Here is a 19,026-nt window from a genome sequence, read left to right as displayed (position 1 = left end):
AACACAGTGCAGGAGAACACATGCGCAGGTTATCCAGGCGATGCCGGCGTTACCGACGATTTTGCCCTCGCCGGTGTCCCGGACGCCTTCCAGCGCCTGTGGACTCCGCACCGCATGGCCTACATCAAGGGCGGTCAGCACCAGTTCAAGAACGAGAATGATTGCCCGTTCTGCGTGGGCCCCGGCCGCACCGACGAAGAGGCCCTCATCGTCCACCGCGGCCGCACCTGCTACGTGGTGCTCAACCTCTTCCCCTACAACCCAGGCCACCTGCTGGTCTGCCCGTACCGGCACATCCCGGACTACACGGATCTTACGGTTGACGAAACAGCAGAATTCGCCGACCTGACCCAGACAGCCATGCGGGTCCTGCGCAAGGTTTCCAATCCCGGTGGCTTCAACCTGGGCATGAACCAGGGAGTTGTGGGCGGTGCCGGGATCTCGGCGCACCTGCACCAGCACATCGTTCCGCGGTGGGGCGGGGACGGCAATTTCTTCCCCATCATCGCCCAGACCAAGGCCATCACTCAGACCCTTGACGAGGTCCGGCAGTTGGTGGCCGACGCCTGGCCCGGGGAGTCGGATGCTGAATAAGCATGCCCGCGGTTTCTTCACCGCCCTGTTTACCCCATTGGCCCGCTGGCTTCTGAAGATGGGTGTTTCCCCGGATGCGGTCACCATCCTTGGCACAGCAGGGGTTGCGGCGGGTGCCCTCGTGTTCTACCCGTTGGGCCAGCTCTTCTGGGGGACCCTCTTCATCACGGCGTTCATCTTCTCAGATGTCCTGGACGGCATCATGGCCAGAATGCAGGAGGTCAAGAGCCGCTGGGGGAACTTCCTCGATTCCACCTTGGACCGGATCGCCGACGGCGCCCTCTTCGCCGGTGTTTCCGTCTGGTTCTTCACCGGCGGCAACAACCCGCCCATCGCCGTCGCCGCCCTGCTGTGCCTTGTCCTGGGCATGGTGGTTTCCTACGCCAGGGCCAAGGCCGAGTCCCTGGGATTCACCGCCAACGTGGGAATCGCGGAGCGTGCAGAGCGCCTGGTATCCGTGCTGGTTGTCACCGGCCTGACCGGCCTTGGACTCCCGCCAGTGGTGCTCCTGGTCACGCTGGTGCTTCTGGCGCTGGCCAGCCTCATTACCGTGGTGCAGCGTGTACTCTCGGTGCACCGGCAGGCCTTGGCAGCACCAACCTCCGCTGATTAAGCATGATTAAGCCGGTCCCGCGGCGGGGGACTAGTATATAAGTGCCCGGTCAAGGGACCCGGCAACCCGTGCGTGCACCTCCGGCAGCTGCCGCCGCATGCCCGGCGAAGATCATCTGTCTACCCATAGGGGTTTTTGTGTCTACACCTGATGTAAGCAACGAGGCCGGTTCGTCCGCGAGCAGCGTCACGGGCAGCAGCCGCGTGAAGCGTGGCATGGCCGAGATGCTCAAGGGCGGCGTCATCATGGACGTCGTCAACGTCGAGCAGGCCCGCATCGCCGAAGACGCCGGTGCCGTGGCGGTCATGGCGCTCGAGCGCGTTCCCGCCGATATCCGCGCCCAGGGCGGCGTGTCCCGCATGTCCGATCCCGACATGATCGACCAGATCATTGACGCCGTGTCCATCCCGGTCATGGCAAAGGCCCGCATCGGCCACTTCGTGGAGGCCCAGGTCCTGCAGTCCCTCGGCGTGGACTACATCGACGAGTCCGAGGTCCTGACCCCGGCCGACTACGTCAACCACATCGACAAGTGGAACTTCAAGGTTCCCTTCGTCTGCGGTGCCACCAACCTCGGTGAGGCCCTGCGCCGCATCAACGAGGGCGCGGCCATGATCCGGTCCAAGGGCGAGGCCGGCACCGGCGACGTCTCCAACGCCACCGGGCACATGCGCAAGATCCGCTCCGAGATCGCAAGGCTCTCCTCCCTGCCCGAAGACGAGCTGTACGTCGCCGCCAAGGAACTTCAGGCCCCCTACGAACTGGTCAAGGAAGTGGCTGCGGCCGGCAAGCTCCCCGTGGTGCTGTTCACCGCAGGCGGCATTGCCACCCCCGCTGACGCTGCCATGATGATGCAGCTCGGCGCCGACGGCGTCTTCGTCGGCTCCGGCATCTTCAAATCCGGCAACCCCGCCCAGCGCGCCGCCGCCGTCGTGAAGGCCACCACCTTCTTCGACGACCCCGACGTCATCGCCAAGGCCTCCCGCGGGCTGGGCGAAGCCATGGTGGGCATCAACGTCGACGAGATCCCCCAACCGCACCGTCTCGCTGAGCGCGGCTGGTAACTCACTACTCGTTTTGGCGCCTTGTCGGCGCCGGACGGCGCGATCCTCTGCGTGCTATCCCCGCGCTCCTTTGGCAGCTTTCGCGGCTGGCTGGGGCGCGGGGCCCCTTTACGCACGCTGCCGGACCGCACCGTCCGGCGCTTCGTGTCGCCAACCGCGGTGACTGACGACGCCGGTTCCTCACTTTCTTCTGGTGGGGGACCGGCGTCGTCCGTTTTTTAGCTTTTCTCGTCGATTGCTCCCCACCGGCCCCCTAACCTCGCAAGCTCGGCCAGGGAACCCTGCCGACGTGGGCCCACGTACTTGTCGTTTTCGGGGGTCTGAACGACACTTGCTCAGCAATCGATGGGGTTACTCCAGACCGCGGCGCTTTAGCAGGGGCTCGAGCCTTGCTTCGCGGCCTCTCAGCGTGCGGAAGGAGTCCAGCGGGTCGCGGCTGTTGCCGCGGCTCAGGAGCTCCTGGCGGAAGCGTTCGCCGTTGCTCCTGGTGAGGCCGCCGTTCTCGGTGAACCAGTCCACCGTCTCGGCATCCAGCACTTCGCTCCAGATATAGGAGTAGTAGCCCGCTGCGTAGCCTGCCCCCGCGAAAATGTGCTGGAAGTAGCCGGTCCGGTACCGCGGCGGGATCAGCGGGTGGGCAATTCCCGCCGCAGCGAGGGCCTTGGCCTCAAACGCCAAGGCATCCTCCGGCACCTCACCCGGCTCCAGCGTGTGCCAGGCGAGGTCCAGCAGGGCCGCGCCCAGGTATTCGGTGGTGGCGAAGCCTTCCCCCCAGAGCCGTGATTCGTTGAGCCGGTCCACAATCTCCTGCGGAAGCGGCTCCCCGGTGACGTGGTGGCGGGCGTAGTTCGACAGCACCTCCGGCCACATGATCCACATCTCGTTGACCTGCGACGGGTACTCCACGAAGTCCCTGGGCACGGAGGTGCCTGAAAAGCGGGGATACGTGACGTTGGAGAACAGGCCGTGCAGGGCATGGCCGAACTCGTGGAACAGGGTCCGCAGCTCGTCCAGGGTGAGAAGCGTTGGCTCGCCCACCGGCGGCTTGGAGATGTTGAGCGTATTAGTCACCACGGGCTGCGTGCCGAGCAGGGCAGACTGCTCAACGAGCGAGTTCATCCACGCCCCGCCCCGCTTCGATTCACGCGCATAGTAGTCGCCGAGGAACAGGCCCAGGCTGGAACCGTCCTCATTCCGGACCTCCCAGATGCGCACATCCGGGTGGTAGGCCTGGAGATCCGCCCGCTCCTGGAAGGTGATCCCGTACAGCGATTTTGCGGCATAGAACACGCCGTCGGTGATGACCCGGTCGAGCTCGAAATACGGACGCAGGGCCTGTTCGTCGACGTCGTACTTCTCCCGCCGCACCTTTGCGGAATAGTAGGCCCAGTCCCATGCCTCCAGCGGGTGCCCGGCGACCTCGGCCAACGCGGCCGCTTCGGCATCCGCGTTACGGACGGCTGCCGGCGCCATGCGGTTGAGCATGGTCCGGACGGCCTCGAAGTCAGGCGCGGTCTGGCGGTCCGCGACAAGCTCGGCATAGTTGGCGAAACCCAGCAACTGCGCCTTTTCCGCCCGCAGCCCGGCCAGCTCGCGGGCCAGGTCCAGCACATCCAGGCTGCCGCCGTCACTGCCCCTGGCCAGGGACGCTTCAAACAGGCGACGGCGGACGGCACGGTTCTCGAGCGAGGCCAGGGCAGGCTGGTTGCCCGGCTGGACCAGGGTGAGCAGGTATTTGCCCTCGTGCCCGGCGGCGCGGGCAGCTTCCGCAGCGCTGGCGACGTCATCGGCGGGCAGCCCCGCCAGGTCACGGACGTCCTCCACCAGCAGGGCAGCCGATTTCATGCCCTCTTTGACCCGCTGGCCGAACTCGGTGCCCAGCCGGGCCAGCCCGGCGTTAATTGCCCGCAGCCGTTCCTGGCCTGGGCCGTCCAGCTGGATGCCCGACTGGCGGAACTCCCTCAAGTACTCCTCTACCAGCCGGACGGATTCCGGATCACGACCGGCCGTATCAATGGCCGCAAAGCGCTCGAACAGCCTCCTGTTGAGGTAGACCTCGTCCTGGTGGGCAGAGAACCGCGGTGACAGCACCGTTTCGAGTTCCCTGATCTGCTCAGACGCGTCCGCCGAAACCAGGGTGAAGAACGCCGCGGCCGACCGGTTCAGGAGTTGTCCGGAGCGTTCCATGGCAAGGGCTGTGTTCTCAAACGTGGCCGGTTCGTCGTTGTCGGCGATGGCCTCGATTTCGTCCAGGTGCGCAGCCAGGCCTGCTTCGATGGCCTCACCGTATTGCTCCGGCGCGAGCGCCGCGAAAGGTGGAATGCCGTAGGGCAGGGGACTGGCAGTGAGGAGGGGGTTCGTCATGGGGTAAACCTTTCACAGCGGGGCACGCTTCTCAATTACCTGCCCATGGCGTCGTCCTCCCAGCCGGGATCCCTACAATTGCCGCTATGGAGTCCAGCCAGGACTGCAACCAGCGCGCCCAGCAGGGCAAAGTCCCAGTTCGGGTAATGACGAAGGAGACCAGGGTCCATGACCAAAAGTGGCACAAGGCCCGGGACCACCTTCCTGGGTGTACCGTTCCGGTGGCTGGGTCCGGGCGTGGTGATGGTGCTCGTGATGGCGTACGGCATCTTCTGGTATCTGGCTCGTCCGGGAAATGAGCCCGTTGCCGGTTACGTCGGGCAGCTCTTCGGCGGCGAATCCGTGCTGCTGTATTCGATCGCGCTGGTCCTGGTCAGTACCCTTCCCCTTGTCGAGCCTGTTTTCGGCGGCATCGACCACGCCGCCATCTGGCACCGCAGGGCGGCGATTACGGCAACCATCCTGCTGTTGCCGCACATCGAACTTGCGTCCAACCCGGAAGCCACCAGCCTGGGAAAAACCTTGGCCGTGGTGGCTATCTGCGGCCTCGCGGCGCTGGTGGTGTGGGCCATCCTGCCACGTTGGCGGACCATGCTTCCGGCACCCGTGCGGCGGCTGGTGGTCACCGCGCTTCAGTCCAAGCCGGTCCAGCTGGCCGCCCGCCTACTGGGCGGCTACGAGCGGTGGCGGGGCTTCCACCGCCTGACCGGCCTGTTCCTTGCGGCCGGATTCCTGCACGGCCTGCTCGATGCCAGCGCATTCGGTGCTGTACCCGGACTGCGGTGGAGCTACGTGGCCATCGGCGGAACGGGCCTGGCCTTCTATGCCTACCGCGAACTGCTGGCACGGCGCTTCCTTCCGCACCACGACTACCAGGTGGCCGGGGTCCGGCCTGTTGCTGCGGACCTGGTGGAGGTGGCGCTGCGACCCCTGGGCCGGCCGTTGGCCTTCAAGCCGGGCCAGTTCGCCATGGTTTACCTCGAAACGGCCGAGGGCTGGCAGCGCCATCCTTTCTCCATCTCCGGACCCGCCCCGGAGGGTGGAATCAGCATTACGGTGAAGGCCCTGGGCGACCACACGACCAGGCTTCCCGACGTGGTCCAGCCGGGCATGCCGGCGGTCGTGGGCGGTCCCTATGGTCGGTTTGACCGGCACCGTGGCACTGCCCACCAAGTCTGGATCGCGGGAGGAGTGGGGATCACGCCGTTCCTCAGTTGGCTGCGGTCCCTCGACGCGGAGCCTGACGGGCAACTGCAGCAAGAGGTCCACTTCTTCGTCACCTCGGCGGGACGTTCCCCGTTCGCCGACGAGATTGCCGCCGTCGCCAGGAAGCATCCCCGGCTTACCGTACACCTGGTGGACACCGCCGCGGACGGACGGCTGACCCCGGAAGCGGTCCTGGCCTCAGTGGGCACCGAACCACGGCGGCTGTCGGTCTTCATGGGCGGCCCGGACGTCATGCTGCGGCAGTTCCGGAAAGCCTTCCAGGCGGCAGGCGTCCGCCGGGCAAACATCCACCGCGAGTACTTTCAGTGGCGTTGAGTACGGATACCGCAGCTCAGCGGGGGCGGCGGGCAGCGTGCTCCCTGGCGAGGACGGCGTAGGTGTCGTCCGGGTTGCCGGGGGAGAAGCTGCCGAATTTGCGCTCCGCAGCCGTCCGGATGAGGAAGTCCGCGATCGCCGGGTTCTTGGGCAACAGCGAGCCGTGCAGGTAGCTGGCCACGATGTTGCGGTAGCGGGCGCCCTCATGGCCATCGTTGCTGTTGTTCCCCATACCCTTGGGGACGGTGCCTAGCGGCCTGACACCGGCGCCCAGCGTCGTCTGTCCGCTGTGGTTCTCGTAGCCCAAAACCTCACCGAACTCTGGAGTGGAAATCTTGACGTTGCCGATCAGGCGCTCGTCGGTGCCGTGGGTTTCCACGTCCAGGACGCCGATACCCGGGATAACAGCGCCAGTGCGGGTCTTGAAGAAGCGGCCGAAGAGCTGGTACAGGCCGCAAATGAGCAGCATGGGCGCACCGTCCTCGGCCAACTCCTTGAGTTCTCCGGCCCGGGCCTGCAGGTCGTCCTGGATCACCAGTTGGCCGCTGTCCTGGCCCCCGCCTCCCACGATGATGTCCACGCCGTCAGGGAAGGGGTCGCCCACGTTGTACTCAAGCAGTTCGGGGGTGTACCCGTGCCAGGCGATGCGCCGCTGCAGGACCAGGGCATTGCCCCAGTCGCCGTAAATGTTCATGTCGCGGGGGTACAACTGGACTACCCGGAGGGTGCCTTTGGACTGGGCGGCAGCCGTCGCTGCTTCTGCCGGATTCACGAGACAACCTCCACGGTGGTGATTTTGGACAGCTCGCGGCGAATGGCCAGCATCGCCGTGTAAGTGCAGAAGATCCGCTTTGGCTTGCCCCGGCCCTCCCTGACGAAGGCTGCGAGGGCGGCGGGGATCTCCGGCTCCACGGCCCCGACCTGGACGTCGTCGTACTGCAACCGCAGCGCCATGTCGTAGGCCCGGGACCCGGTGAGCAGCTCCACGCCGCCCTCCCGGAGGGAATCGAACTCCACGTCCCAGAGCCAGGACATGTCCCGGCCGTCGGCATAGTTGTCGTTGATCGCGATCATGGTGGCGTAACCGCCGGCAGGGAAGGATTTAAGTCCCAGCCGGAAACCGCTGGGGTTCTTGACCAACACCAGGTCCAGTGGCTGGCCGTCCACGGTGAGGCTTTCACCGCGCCCGAAGGCGGGGGCAACCTTGGACAACGCCTCGAGCAAGGTGGCGTGGTCCGCCGTCGCGGCGCCTGCCCCGCAGATGCTGCGGGCCAGGGTCAGGGCCGCGGCCGCATTGAAGATGTTGTACACGCCGCGCAGCTTCATCGCTGTGGTGACCGTACCGCCGTCGTACTCAAACTCGGCACTGTCCGCGCCCACTTTCCGGAGCACGACGTCGGCGGCCGGCTTCTCCGGCAGGCCCGCCGGGGCGGGGCTTCCGGGAGCAGCCCGCATGTCGTCGTCATTGGGGAAGGTCGCCAGCAGGGAGTCGTCGAGGCCGAAGTACTTGACCTCCTGACCCGTCAGGGTGTCTGCGATCCGTGCCACCCGCGGATCCTCGCGGTTGAGGACCACGGTTCCGGTGGTCTTGGCGGCAATGTGCTGCAGGAGCTGTGCGGTCTTGTCGATTTCGCCGAAGCGGTCCAGCTGGTCGCGCAGCACGTTAAGGAGCAGGCAGTAGCGCGGCGGGACACTGTTCACAAAATGCACCGCGTGGGCTTCGTCAAGCTCCAGGACGGCAATGTCCGCGTCCAGCCGGCCGCGCCAGTCCACTTCACCCAGGAGGGCCGCCGCCACGCCCCGCGTGAAATTGCTGCCGGTGCGGTTGGTGAAAACCTTCAGGCCCTGGCTCTCCAGCAGTTCCACCACCATCTTGGTGGTGGTGGTTTTGCCGTTGGTGCCGCTGACCACCGCCACACCGTGCGGCAGGGTGGTGAGCGTCCGCCGCATGAAGCCGGGGTCGATTTTTTCGACCACCAGGCCGGGCAGCGCGGACCCGCCGCCCCGCAGCCGGGACACCCTGCGGACCAGCTTGCCGAGCGGAACACTGTAGAAGACCATGTTTTGAATATATCCCAGCAGCGGCATGCAACCTTTGCCGGCAGGATGCCTGCGGCACCAGCCATACGGCCCGGGCCGTATGCTGGAAAGATGACAAACCCCCCATCTGCTGCCCAGGCGCGCGTGGGGTCAGGCCTGAATATCGGTGCCCTGGCCCTCCAGGGCGACTTCCGTGAGCACCTGCGTGCCGCGGAAGCCACGGGCGCCCAAGGCGTGCCCGTGCGCCGCCCGGAGGAACTGGACGGCCTGGACGGCCTCATTATCCCCGGCGGCGAGTCCACCGCCATCGATAAGCTGGCCCGTGCCTTCGAGCTTGCCGATCCGCTCCGCAAATACATCGGCGAGGGCCTGCCCGTGTATGGCTCCTGTGCAGGCATGATCCTGCTCGCGTCCGACATCGCCGATCCGGCAACCGATCTCTCCGGTGCGCCGCAGCAGACCTTCGGCGGCCTTGACATTACTGTCCGCCGCAACGCCTTCGGCCGCCAGCGCGAATCCTTCGAAACCGACCTGGACTTCAAGGGCCTGGACTTCAGCGCCACCGAATCGGGCGTGGAACCGGTGCACGCAGTCTTCATCCGCGGGCCCTGGGTGGAACGGGTGGGAGAGGACGTGGAGGTCCTGGCACAGGTGGAACCGGCCGACCCCCACCATGCATCCCACGCCGCATCGCTGCCGGGGGCGGCTAGAATTGTGGCAGTGCGTTCCGGCCAGCTGCTGGCCACCTCCTTCCATCCGGAAGTGACCGGCGAGAAACGCGTACACGAACTTTTTATCCGAATGATCAGAGGAGAAGCGTAAAGCATGTCAGGCCACTCCAAATGGGCAACGACCAAGCACAAAAAGGCGATCATTGACAGCCGCCGCGCAAAGTCGTTCGCCAAACTGATCAAGAACATTGAAGTTGCCGCCCGGATGGGCGGACCGGACCTCGCCGGCAACCCCGGCCTGGAACTCGCCGTCACCAAGGCCAAGAAAACCTCGGTTCCCAACGACAACATCGACCGCGCCATCAAGCGCGGCGCCGGCCTCACCGGCGAAGTGGTGGACTACACCGAAATCATGTACGAGGCCCGCGGCCCGCAGGGCTCGGCCCTGCTGATCGAATGCCTTACCGACAACAAGAACCGGGCAGCATCAGAGGTTCGCCTGGCCATCTCCCGCAACGGCGGCACCATTGCCGACCCCGGCTCCGTCAGCTACCTCTTTACCCGCAAGGGCGTGGTGAACCTGCCCAAGAACGGCCTCAGCGAGGACGACGTCCTGATGGCCGTCCTCGATGCAGGTGCGGAGGAAGTCAAGGACAACGGGGAGACCTTCGAGATCCACTCGGAGCCGGGCGACCTGCAGGCCATCCGTGAAGCGCTGAAGGAAGCCGGCATTGAATACGACACGGACGAAGTGGAGTTCGTGCCCTCCATGCAGGTGGAGCTGGACGTTGACGGCGCCCGCAAGTTCCTGAAGCTCGCCGATGCCCTCGAGGACCTCGACGACGTCCAGAACGTCTACAGCAACGCCGACCTGAGCGACGACGTCCAGGCTGCCCTGGAATCCGAGTGACGTCCCACCTTGCCCGCTAGTCCGCAGGAATTTAAGTCGGGTTCCCCGGCCGAAGCGGAGTACAAATGACCCTCCGTGTCCTCGGTGTTGATCCCGGCCTCACCCGCTGCGGCATCGGCGTCGTGGACGTCGAACGGAACCGGCGCGCCAGCATGGTCGCCGTTGGCGTCGTGGGCACGTCCCCGGACGAGACCCTCGACCGCCGGCTGCTCGTGATCGCCACGGCCATCGACGAGTGGCTGGACCGCTACGAGCCGGAAGTACTCGCCGTCGAACGCGTTTTCTCGCAACTCAACGTGAGCACGGTAATGGGTGTCGCCCAGGCCTCCGGCGTGGTGATCGCGGCGGCCGCACGCCGGGGAATCCCGGTGGCGCTCCACACGCCGTCGGAGGTTAAGGCAGCCGTCACCGGCAGCGGGTCCTCCAACAAGGACGCCGTGACCAAACTGGTTACCAAGATCCTCCGGCTGGATGCCCCTCCGCGCCCCGCCGACGCGGCCGACGCGCTGGCGCTGGCCATCACGCATGCGTGGCGCGCCGGCAGCGGTGCCGCCGTGGCCACCACCGGTCCCGGCAGCTCATCCCTGACGCCCGCCCAGCGCGCGTGGGCCGAAGCGGAGGCAAAGGCGCGCCGCGCACGCTGATTGTCCCTGCTGCTTGCTAGGGTATTCGTAGATATGTTCGGATAGCCGGGCCCCACGAACGGGCCCGCAGTACCACGGGAGCCCGGCCTTGATCAGTTTCCTCCGCGGAACGGTAGCGCACGTTGGCCTGTCAACGGCTGTGATTGACCTCAACGGTGCCGGGATGAGCGTCTATGCCACCCCACAGACCCTTAGCCACCTCCGCGTCGGTGAAGAGGGCAAGGTGTTCACCTCGCTGATCGTGCGGGAGGACTCGCTCACGCTCTTTGGCTTCGCGGACGACGACGAGCGCGAGGTTTTCGAGGTTCTGCTCAGCGTCAGCGGAGTCGGGCCCCGGCTTGCCCTTGCTGTCCTGGCAGTCCATGACCCCGAAGCCATTAGGGTGGCGGCACACACGGGGGACAGCAAGACCTTCACCAAGGTCCCCGGCATCGGCCCCAAGGTGGCGGGCAGGATTGTGCTGGAACTCGCAGGGAAGCTCGTCCCGCAGGGGACAGCTCCAGCTCCCGGAGCCGGAACCCCTGCCGAGGCCGCCTGGAAGCCCCAGGTGGTGGCCGCAATGACCAGCCTTGGCTGGTCCGAGAAGGACGCGTCCACCAGTATCGACAAAGCCCTGGCCGACGAACCCGAAGTGTCCTTCCGCGGCAACGTTCCCGAGATCCTCCGCACCACGCTCCGGTGGCTCGGCCAGGACGGCGCACGCGCCGGCAACCGCGTAGGCACACGTGGCTGAACCCTCACTGGTTGCCGCGGGGGAGGAGCCGGAAGAGCGCGCCATCGAGGCCGCGCTGCGGCCCAAGAACCTGGACGACTTCGTTGGCCAGCACCGGGTGCGCAAGCAGCTGTCGCTGGTGCTGCAGGCCTCCCGGATGCGCGGGCGGACAGCGGACCACGTGCTGTTCTCGGGCCCGCCCGGCCTGGGCAAGACCACCCTTGCCATGATTGTCGCCGCGGAGATGAACGCGCCGCTGCGCCTCAGCAGCGGACCGGCCATCCAGCACGCCGGCGACCTCGCGGCCATCCTGTCCTCGCTGTCCGAAGGCGAGGTCCTGTTCCTCGACGAGATCCACCGCATGTCCCGTCCGGCGGAGGAAATGCTGTACATGGCCATGGAGGACTTCCGCGTCGACATTGTCGTGGGCAAGGGTGCAGGCGCCACTGCGATTCCCCTGGAACTGCCGCCGTTCACCCTGGTGGGGGCCACCACCCGTGCCGGGTTGCTCCCGGGACCGCTGCGCGACCGGTTCGGGTTCACCGGGCACCTCGAGTTTTACTCGGTTCCCGAGCTGGAGCTGGTTCTGCGCCGTTCCGCCGGGCTGCTGGACCTGAAGGTCAACTCCGCCGGATTCGCTGAGATCGCCGGCCGTTCCCGCGGTACGCCGCGTATCGCCAACCGCCTGCTGCGCCGTGTCCGGGACTGGGCGCTGGTGCACGGCATCGAACAAATCGATGCAAGGGCCGCCTCCGCTGCCCTGGACATGTATGAAGTGGACAAGAAAGGCCTGGACCGGCTGGACCGGGCGGTCCTGGACGCCCTCATTACCAAATTCGGCGGCGGTCCCGTGGGCCTCTCCACCCTCGCTATTGCCGTGGGTGAGGAAACCGAAACGGTGGAAACCGTCGCCGAACCCTTCCTGGTCCGCGAAGGCCTGCTGGGCCGCACGCCCCGCGGCAGGATCGCGCTGGCGGCTGCGTGGACGCACCTTGGCTACGCCATCCCGTCCAACGTGTTCGCGCAGGAGCAGCTGGACCTTTTCGAGCCCGGCGGGGACGCTTCCGCGGCGGGGGAATGGGTCGCGGAGGGCCAATAGCAGGCTCCCTTCAGCTTTTCCCTTTAGACTGGTATGACGCCCGGCACGTTCGGGTCTTTGTTTCGCGGGTGGCCCTGACGCCCCCGTCGCTTGGGGAAGGAAAAGTCAGGCGCTCTGCCTGCATCACCAGCCCGCCCCGGCCGAAGCGAAGCCGACGTCGCTGGAAAACCAGCTGTACCAGAAAAAGAACGGAATTCCCCTTGGATCCAATGTCAATTCTCCTGTTCGTCATGCTCGGCGTGTTCATCTTCATGATGTTCCGCCGCAACAAGAAGACGCAGCAGCAGCAGGCAGAGCTCCAGTCGAAGTTTGGCCCGGGCGTGGAGGTCATGACCAGTTTTGGCCTTTTCGGCCGGATCGTGGACATCGACGAGGCCGACAACAAGGTCACGCTTGAACTTTCCCCCGGCAACCTGGCCACCGTCCACCGCCAGGCCGTCACCAAGGTCATCGAGCCTGCCGTGGAAACCACCCCTGAGGCCGAGCCCGCCGCTGCTTCCCCTGTGGTACCGGACGATGCGTCCTCCCTCACCACCCCGGAGACCGGGAGCACCGCCACCGGCGCGGAGACTCCGGAAGAAAACCTGAAGCGCCTCAACGACGAGGGCAAGAAGGACAGCTAGGCCCGCTGGCCCCTTTCCTCCCTCTACCGCTGCGGACCACCGCCGGCGCGGCCATGGCCTGCGCCGGCGGTTCCTCCGCGAATAAGAGAAAGATCGACAATGGCACGAACTGGCCGCAAGAAGCCGGGGCTCCGCGTCCTGGTCTGGCTTGGCGTACTCCTGGCGGCGCTGACCGCCGTCCTGGCCGGCGGCACCATCGCCGGACAGGCCAGCTGGGCGCCCAAACTCGCCCTGGACCTGGAGGGCGGCACCCAGATGATCCTCGCCCCGAAGGTGGAGGGCGGATCGGACATCAACGAGCAGCAGCTCAACCAGGCCGTGGCGATCATCCGCCAGCGCGTTGACGGCTCGGGCGTCTCCGAAGCGGAAATCAGCACCCAGTCCGGGCGCAACGTGGTGGTCAGCCTTCCCGGCACGCCTTCCGCCGAAACCCGGAACCTGATCCAGGCCTCCGCGGACATGAATTTCCGCCCCGTGCTGCTCAATGGTGACGGCGCACCGGTGCCGCCGGAGTCGCAGACCCCTGAGGCCCAGCTCCCCAAGCCGACGGCTGCCCCGGCGAACAGCAGCGACACCAACTGGATCACACCCGAGATCTACAAGCAGTTCGAGACACTTGACTGCAACAGCCCCGCAGCCGAGAAGTCCCAGCGGTCAGATCCCACGAAGCCGCTGGTCACCTGCGAGCCTGCCACCGACAAGTCCCCGGCGATCAAGTACATCCTGGGTCCCGTGGAGGTGAAGGGCAGCAACATCGTCACTTCGTCCTTCCAGCTGCAGCAGGGCGCCCAGGGCGCGGTCACCAATGAGTGGGCCGTCAACATCCAGTTCGACGCCGAAGGTACCGCGAAGTTCAAAGAGGTCACCGAGCGCCTGAACCAGTTCTACACGGCCGCCGGCGGGCAGTCGGGCAGCGACCCCAAGGCGCAGTTCGCCATCGTCCTGGACGACCAGGTCATCTCCGCGCCGCGTGCGCTGGCCGTCATCACCGACGGACGTCCGCAGATCACCGGCGGCTTCACCGAGCAGACCGCCAAGGCCCTGTCCGACCAGCTGAAGTTCGGCGCCCTTCCCATCAGCTTCGACATCCAGAGCGAGCAGCAGATTTCCGCCACGCTTGGTGGGGAACAGTTGCGCATGGGATTGTTGGCCGGCCTGATCGGGCTCCTGCTCGTGGTGGTCTACTCGCTGTTCCAGTACCGGGCCCTGGGCTTCGTGACCATTGCCTCCCTGGTGGTGGCCGGTGCCCTGACCTACCTGGCCATCGCCATCCTCGGCTGGACCGAGAACTACCGGCTGTCCCTTGCGGGCGTTGCGGGCATCATCGTGGCCATCGGCCAGACAGCTGACTCGTTCATCGTCTACTTTGAGCGCATCCGTGACGAACTGCGTGAAGGGCGCGGCCTGGTGTCCGCGGTCGAAAACGGCTGGAAGCGGGCCAAGCGCACCGTCCTGGCGTCCAAGGCCGTCAACCTGCTGGCCGCGCTCGTCCTGTACTTCGTCGCCGTGGGCAACGTGCGCGGTTTCGCCTTCACCCTGGGCCTGACCGCCATTGCCGACCTCATCGTGGTGTTCATGTTCACCCACCCCACGCTGCAGCTTCTGGCCCGCACCCGTTTCTTCGGTGAAGGCCACAAGTTCTCCGGCCTGGACCCCGAACGGCTGGGCGCGGTGCCGCTGTACCGCGGCGCCGGGCGGATCCGTACTCCCGAGGAGCGGCCTGTGGTGGTCCGCAGCAAGAACGCCGGTGCAGCGGCCGAGGCCGAGCGCCGCATGACCATCGCCGAACGGCGCATGGCAGAAAAGCAGGAACAGCTGGCTGGCTCGTCCAAGACCTCCGCGAAGGAGAACAAGTAATGTCAGGCTTCTCCACTTTCGGCAACGAGCTTTACTCGGGCAAGCGCTCCTACGACTTCGTTGGCGCCAAGAAGATCTGGTTCATCATCGCCGCGGTGGGCGTGGCCCTGTCCATCATCATCCCGGTGGCCAAGGGCGGCTTCAACCTCGGTATTGAATTCCGCGGCGGCTCTGAATTCACGGTCTCCAACGTCAAGACCACCGATGCCGCCATCGGCGAGAAAGCCGTCACCGACGTTGTATCCGGCAGCGTTCCGCGCGTGGCAAACGTGGCCGGCAACACCATGCGCATCCAGACGGACAAACTGACGGACGACGAAACCCTCAAAATCAAGCAGGGCCTCACCAGCGCCTATGGCGTTACGGACAACGAGGTGACATCCACGTTCGTGGGCCCCACCTGGGGTGCTGACGTGACAAAGCAGGCACTGATCGGCCTGGTGGTGTTCGTGCTGCTGGCGGCCCTGCTCATGGCCCTGTACTTCCGTACCTGGAAGATGTCCCTCTCGGCCCTTGCCGGCATGGCGGTGACCATGTTCATCACCGCCGGGGTCTACGCCCTGAGCGACTTCGAGGTGACCCCGTCGGCCATCATCGGCTTCCTGACCGTCCTCAGCTACTCCCTGTACGACACCGTGGTGGTCTTCGACAAGATCCGCGAGAACACCTCCGGCATCGACGCGTCCACGCGCCGGACCTTTGCCGAGGAAGTCAACCTCGCGGTCAACCAGACGCTGGTGCGGTCCATCAACACCATGATGGTGGCCATCCTCCCCGTCGGAGCCATTCTGTTCATCGGTGCCGGACTCCTCGGCGCAGGAACGCTCCGCGACCTGTCCCTCGCCCTGTTCGTCGGGATCCTGATCGGCACCGCCGCGACGATCTTCGTGGCGGCGCCGATGTACGCCTGGCTCCGCCAGGGCGAACCGGATTTGGTCAAGCAGGCACGGCGCGTGGAGCAGCGCCGCGCCGGGGCTGCGGAGCGGTCAACGACGGCGACGCCGGCGCAAGCCTGACCGGCAACCGCGAAGCCTGACGGGGAACCACAGGCAGTTGTAAAGCCCTCAAGGGCCGGGTGATGCAGATATTGCGTCACCCGGCCCTTGACTATTCTGTCCCGGTTATAAAAGTCGCCGCCCGGAGGAATAGACTGGGGTAATTAAATCGGTGGTGAGGGGTGCTTCATTGGAAGAACGTTCGGCGTCGGCGCCAACGGCACAGGAAGATAAGAATCCTGCCGGTGTACAAGCCGGTGCGGCAACGCCCGCGCGCCCTGGTTCCCTGGTTCCTGTCGACAACTCAGGATCCCGCGCCACGTTCCCGGGCCGCCGTGAGCGGACCCGCTCCCGCCTTGCCCGCCTGACCGGCCGCGGCCCAGCCACGTACTCTCCCATCCTTGAACCGTTGCTCCGCACCGTCCGCGCCAACAATCCCAAAGAGGACTTCGACCTCATCCAGCGCGCCTTTGACGTAGCCGAGCGCAGCCACCGCGGGCAGAAGCGCAAGAGCGGGGATCCGTACATCACCCACCCCGTGGCCGTGGCAACCATCCTCGCTGAACTGGGACTCAGCGGCACGACGCTGGCTGCAGCGCTGCTGCATGACACGGTGGAAGACACTCCGTACACGCTTGCCGACCTGAAGCGGGACTTCGGGCCGGAAGTAGCAATGCTGGTGGACGGCGTGACCAAACTGGACAAAGTCAGCTTCGGCGAGGCTGCCCAGTCGGAGACCGTCCGAAAAATGGTCGTGGCCATGGCCAAGGACATCCGTGTCCTGATGATCAAGCTGGCGGACCGGCTGCATAACGCCCGCACCTGGCGCTTCGTTTCGGCCGAATCCTCTGCCCGCAAAGCCCGGGAAACCCTGGAGATCTTCGCACCGCTGGCCCACCGCCTGGGTATGAACACCATCAAGTGGGAGCTTGAGGACCTGTCCTTCGCGGCGCTGTATCCCAAGGTGTACGAGGAGATCGTCCGGATGGTGGGGGACAGGACCCCCGAGCGGGAAAAGAGCCTGGGCGTCATCCGCGACCAGATCACGGAGGACCTGCGCGGAGCCCGGATCAAGGCCACCATCACCGGCCGGCCCAAGCATTACTACTCCATCTACCAAAAGATGATTGTCCGCGACAAGGACTTCGACGACATCAACGACCTCATGGGTGTCCGCGTCCTGGTGGACTCCGTCCGGGACTGCTACGCCGCCCTGGGTATCATGCATTCGCGCTGGAACCCCCTGCCCGGCAGGTTCAAGGACTACATCGCGATGCCGAAGTTCAACATGTACCAGTCGCTGCACACCACCGTCATCGGTCCGGGCGGCAAGCCGGTGGAGATCCAGATCCGCACGCATGAGATGCACCGCCGGGCCGAATACGGCGTGGCGGCCCACTGGAAGTACAAGGACCAGCCGAACCGCACCGCCGTGGGTCCCGGAAGTCCCCGCGACGGCGACATGGGGTGGCTGCGGTCCCTGGTGGACTGGCAGCAGGAGACATCGGATCCGGGGGAGTTCCTGGACTCGCTCCGGTTTGAAATCAACGCCCGCGAAGTGTTCGTCTTCACCCCCAAGGGCGAAGTCATGGCACTGCCGGCGGGATCGACACCCGTGGACTTTGCCTACGCAGTCCACACGGAGGTGGGCCACCGCACCATCGGCGCCAGGGTCAACGGCAAGCTGGTCCCGCTCAACAGCGAACTGAACCACGGCGACTGGGTGGAAATCTTCACCTCCAAGGCCGAGGGAGCGGGGCCCAGCCAGGACTGGCAGCACTTCGTCAAGAGCGCCCGGGCACGCAACAAGATCCGGCAGTGGTTCAGCAAGGAACGCCGCGAAGAAGCGATCGACCGCGGCAAGGAACTGCTGACCCGTGCCATGCGGAAGCAGAACCTCCCGCTGCAGCGGCTGATGACGCACGAGGCCCTGGCCGCCGTGGCGGAGGAGTTCAGGTACGCCGACATCTCCGGGCTTTACGCCGGGGTGGGCGACGGACACACGTCCGCGCAGTCGGTCATGGAGAAGCTCATTGAAAGCCTGGGCGGCAATGAGAGTGCCGATGATGACGTCGAAGAGGTCAGCATCCCCACCCAGGTCACCAAGGCCCGCTTCTCCGACTCCGGTGTAGTGGTCCGCGGCGTAGGCGACGTCTGGGTCAAGCTCGCCCGCTGCTGCACTCCCGTTCCGCCGGATCCGATCCTCGGTTTCGTGACCCGGGGTTCCGGTGTTTCCGTGCACCGGACTGACTGCACGAACATCTCGGACCTGAAGGACCAGCCGGACCGGATCGTGGACGTGGACTGGGCGCCAACCCAGTCGAGCGTCTTCCTGGTGGAAATCCAGGTTGAGGCGCTGGACCGCAAGTCCCTGCTCTCCGACGTGACCAGGGTCCTGTCGGACAACCACGTCAACATCCTCGCCGCCAGCGTCCACACCTCCACGGACCGCGTGGCGATCTCAAAGTTCGCTTTCGAGATGGGCGACCCCAAATATCTCAGCCACGTCCTGAGCGCCGTCCGCCGGATCGACGGGGTCTTCGACGTCTATCGCACCACCGGCAACAAACGCCGGAGCTAGCAGGGCAAGCTTTTCCAGCGCCGCCCGCTTGTGCGGCACCCGGGGTGTTGCCTCGATGGCCCGGACCAGGAGGCGCAGCTTCACGTCCTGCTGCGGCCTTGCGAGCAGGCCGGCGAGGGCAGGTACGGCGCGCTCCGATTCCACATGCAGGGCGATATCAAGCGCGGTCCGCAGGGGGCTGGACACCATGAGCCCGCCCAGGCTGATCACATCGAACGGCCCAAGCTTCACTTCATGCAACGTGCAGCCGCGCGTGCTCCGCAGGCTGGACACCCTCCGCTTGGCATCCACCAGCAGGGCCAGGCGGTCAGGCTCAGCCGCACAGCCGTAGATCCAGGCCGCCGTCATCCGCCCGGCAACAACGCGCTGCCGTATTGCCGCCGGTACAGCCCCTGCCGCTGCCCTTGCACGCAGCTGAGGGGACGCAGGGATTCCGGGGAGCGTATAGCCGTGCTGATGGAAACGGGCCAGCAGGCCGTCCGCTGCGAGGGACTGCAGTTCCGGACCGGCGAAGGGGCCGCCGGGAGCATAAAGCTCGGGAAAGCGGGGCGCTGCGCCGGATTCCGCCGGGTTTTCCCGGCAAGCCGCACGGGAAACTGGCGGGCCGGCTGCCCTGCCTGGCCCGGCGGCGGATGGAGTTGGAGGAGTGGCCATAGCCCCATCCTGCCCGGGACGCCCTTAAACGGCACAGGCCCCGCCCGGTTTATGTGGATAACC

At 65.9% G+C, this 19,026-nt stretch carries 18 protein-coding genes; 13 read left to right on the top strand and 5 right to left on the bottom strand.

All coding sequences use genetic code 11. The annotated features are described in order from the left end of the window. Positions 1-6: 6 nt before the first annotated feature. The 3 genes from ACETK3_RS10170 to pdxS all read left to right on the top strand — a co-directional run bounded on the left by ACETK3_RS10170 (position 7) and on the right by pdxS (position 2,271). On the top strand, positions 7-594 hold the full coding sequence (locus ACETK3_RS10170) for an HIT domain-containing protein (RefSeq protein ID WP_306969134.1): 588 nt from the start codon (positions 7-9) through the stop codon (positions 592-594). Next, positions 584-1,207, top strand: coding sequence for a phosphatidylinositol phosphate synthase (pgsA, locus tag ACETK3_RS10165; protein ID WP_236798489.1), 624 nt, complete (start codon positions 584-586; stop codon positions 1,205-1,207). Before ACETK3_RS10170 ends, pgsA begins: the two co-directional genes overlap by 11 nt. A gap of 137 nt (positions 1,208-1,344) precedes the next feature. Beyond that, entirely contained in the window at positions 1,345-2,271 is a 927-nt protein-coding gene (gene pdxS / locus ACETK3_RS10160) for a pyridoxal 5'-phosphate synthase lyase subunit PdxS (RefSeq protein WP_141181666.1), read from the top strand. 351 nt (positions 2,272-2,622) lie between these two features. Here the strand turns inward: pdxS and ACETK3_RS10155 are convergent, their stop codons facing one another. After that, entirely contained in the window at positions 2,623-4,635 is a 2,013-nt protein-coding gene (locus ACETK3_RS10155; protein WP_373992825.1) for a M3 family metallopeptidase, read from the bottom strand. A gap of 35 nt (positions 4,636-4,670) precedes the next feature. Beyond that, positions 4,671-4,805: a hypothetical protein gene (locus ACETK3_RS10150; RefSeq protein ID WP_373992824.1), complete on the bottom strand. Its 135-nt coding sequence runs from the start codon at positions 4,803-4,805 to the stop codon at positions 4,671-4,673. Here ACETK3_RS10150 and ACETK3_RS10145 point away from each other — a divergent pair. Then, the gene (locus tag ACETK3_RS10145) at positions 4,804-6,177 is read left to right on the top strand and encodes a hypothetical protein (protein WP_237428240.1); all 1,374 of its coding nucleotides are present in this window, start codon (positions 4,804-4,806) and stop codon (positions 6,175-6,177) included. The genes ACETK3_RS10150 and ACETK3_RS10145 overlap by 2 nt on opposite strands. Positions 6,178-6,193: 16 nt before the next feature. Here the strand turns inward: ACETK3_RS10145 and ACETK3_RS10140 are convergent, their stop codons facing one another. Next, on the bottom strand, positions 6,194-6,949 hold the full coding sequence (locus tag ACETK3_RS10140) for a type 1 glutamine amidotransferase (protein WP_236798486.1): 756 nt from the start codon (positions 6,947-6,949) through the stop codon (positions 6,194-6,196). Beyond that, positions 6,946-8,238: a MurT ligase domain-containing protein gene (locus ACETK3_RS10135; protein ID WP_373992823.1), complete on the bottom strand. Its 1,293-nt coding sequence runs from the start codon at positions 8,236-8,238 to the stop codon at positions 6,946-6,948. Before ACETK3_RS10135 ends, ACETK3_RS10140 begins: the two co-directional genes overlap by 4 nt. A 90-nt stretch (positions 8,239-8,328) precedes the next feature. On the opposite strand from ACETK3_RS10135, the gene pdxT reads away from it, so the two are divergent. The 9 genes from pdxT to ACETK3_RS10090 all read left to right on the top strand — a co-directional run bounded on the left by pdxT (position 8,329) and on the right by ACETK3_RS10090 (position 18,309). After that, entirely contained in the window at positions 8,329-9,039 is a 711-nt protein-coding gene (gene pdxT, locus ACETK3_RS10130; RefSeq protein ID WP_373992822.1) for a pyridoxal 5'-phosphate synthase glutaminase subunit PdxT, read from the top strand. 3 nt (positions 9,040-9,042) lie between these two features. Beyond that, the gene (locus ACETK3_RS10125) at positions 9,043-9,798 is read left to right on the top strand and encodes a YebC/PmpR family DNA-binding transcriptional regulator (RefSeq protein WP_236798483.1); all 756 of its coding nucleotides are present in this window, start codon (positions 9,043-9,045) and stop codon (positions 9,796-9,798) included. A gap of 65 nt (positions 9,799-9,863) precedes the next feature. Then, positions 9,864-10,442 (top strand): crossover junction endodeoxyribonuclease RuvC, encoded by a 579-nt coding sequence (ruvC, locus tag ACETK3_RS10120; protein ID WP_159631890.1) that lies wholly within the window; start codon positions 9,864-9,866, stop codon positions 10,440-10,442. 88 nt (positions 10,443-10,530) lie between these two features. After that, positions 10,531-11,175: a Holliday junction branch migration protein RuvA gene (gene ruvA / locus ACETK3_RS10115; RefSeq protein WP_236798482.1), complete on the top strand. Its 645-nt coding sequence runs from the start codon at positions 10,531-10,533 to the stop codon at positions 11,173-11,175. Next, positions 11,168-12,253, top strand: a complete 1,086-nt coding sequence (ruvB, locus tag ACETK3_RS10110; RefSeq protein WP_236798481.1) for a Holliday junction branch migration DNA helicase RuvB — start codon at positions 11,168-11,170, stop codon at positions 12,251-12,253. Before ruvA ends, ruvB begins: the two co-directional genes overlap by 8 nt. Before the next feature lie 209 nt (positions 12,254-12,462). Beyond that, the gene (gene yajC / locus ACETK3_RS10105) at positions 12,463-12,876 is read left to right on the top strand and encodes a preprotein translocase subunit YajC (RefSeq protein WP_236798480.1); all 414 of its coding nucleotides are present in this window, start codon (positions 12,463-12,465) and stop codon (positions 12,874-12,876) included. A gap of 99 nt (positions 12,877-12,975) precedes the next feature. Next, complete coding sequence (gene secD, locus ACETK3_RS10100) at positions 12,976-14,733, top strand: protein translocase subunit SecD (protein WP_236798479.1); 1,758 nt, start codon at positions 12,976-12,978, stop codon at positions 14,731-14,733. After that, positions 14,733-15,749 carry a protein translocase subunit SecF gene (gene secF, locus ACETK3_RS10095; protein WP_373992821.1) on the top strand — a complete coding sequence of 339 codons (1,017 nt, stop codon included), beginning with the start codon at positions 14,733-14,735 and terminating at the stop codon, positions 15,747-15,749. The genes secD and secF overlap by 1 nt, the downstream gene beginning before the upstream one ends. A 169-nt stretch (positions 15,750-15,918) precedes the next feature. Then, positions 15,919-18,309, top strand: coding sequence for a bifunctional (p)ppGpp synthetase/guanosine-3',5'-bis(diphosphate) 3'-pyrophosphohydrolase (locus ACETK3_RS10090; protein WP_373992820.1), 2,391 nt, complete (start codon positions 15,919-15,921; stop codon positions 18,307-18,309). On the opposite strand, the gene ACETK3_RS10085 is transcribed toward ACETK3_RS10090, so the two are convergent. Continuing rightward, positions 18,190-18,963, bottom strand: coding sequence for a hypothetical protein (locus ACETK3_RS10085; RefSeq protein ID WP_373992819.1), 774 nt, complete (start codon positions 18,961-18,963; stop codon positions 18,190-18,192). The two genes, ACETK3_RS10090 and ACETK3_RS10085, sit on opposite strands and share 120 nt — an antisense overlap. Positions 18,964-19,026: the final 63 nt, after the last annotated feature.

The sequence above is a fragment of the Arthrobacter sp. E44 genome, assembly GCF_041877125.1.
In the GTDB taxonomy this organism is placed as follows: domain Bacteria; phylum Actinomycetota; class Actinomycetes; order Actinomycetales; family Micrococcaceae; genus Arthrobacter.
The sequence above is the reverse complement of the archived record's forward strand: the minus strand, read 5'-3'. Positions and strand labels throughout refer to the sequence as shown.

Excerpts from the sequence above, each read along its gene's own strand:
- pgsA (WP_236798489.1), top strand. The coding sequence starts at position 584 with ATGCTGAATAAGCATGCCCGCGGTTTCTTCACCGCCCTGTTTACCCCA.
- ACETK3_RS10155 (WP_373992825.1), bottom strand. The coding sequence starts at position 4,635 with ATGACGAACCCCCTCCTCACTGCCAGTCCCCTGCCCTACGGCATTCCA.
- ACETK3_RS10145 (WP_237428240.1), top strand. The coding sequence starts at position 4,804 with ATGACCAAAAGTGGCACAAGGCCCGGGACCACCTTCCTGGGTGTACCG.
- ACETK3_RS10150 (WP_373992824.1), bottom strand. The coding sequence starts at position 4,805 with ATGGACCCTGGTCTCCTTCGTCATTACCCGAACTGGGACTTTGCCCTG.
- ACETK3_RS10135 (WP_373992823.1), bottom strand. The coding sequence starts at position 8,238 with ATGGTCTTCTACAGTGTTCCGCTCGGCAAGCTGGTCCGCAGGGTGTCC.
- pdxT (WP_373992822.1), top strand. The coding sequence starts at position 8,329 with ATGACAAACCCCCCATCTGCTGCCCAGGCGCGCGTGGGGTCAGGCCTG.
- ACETK3_RS10125 (WP_236798483.1), top strand. The coding sequence starts at position 9,043 with ATGTCAGGCCACTCCAAATGGGCAACGACCAAGCACAAAAAGGCGATC.
- ruvC (WP_159631890.1), top strand. The coding sequence starts at position 9,864 with ATGACCCTCCGTGTCCTCGGTGTTGATCCCGGCCTCACCCGCTGCGGC.
- yajC (WP_236798480.1), top strand. The coding sequence starts at position 12,463 with ATGTCAATTCTCCTGTTCGTCATGCTCGGCGTGTTCATCTTCATGATG.
- secD (WP_236798479.1), top strand. The coding sequence starts at position 12,976 with ATGGCACGAACTGGCCGCAAGAAGCCGGGGCTCCGCGTCCTGGTCTGG.
- secF (WP_373992821.1), top strand. The coding sequence starts at position 14,733 with ATGTCAGGCTTCTCCACTTTCGGCAACGAGCTTTACTCGGGCAAGCGC.
- ACETK3_RS10085 (WP_373992819.1), bottom strand. The coding sequence starts at position 18,963 with ATGGCCACTCCTCCAACTCCATCCGCCGCCGGGCCAGGCAGGGCAGCC.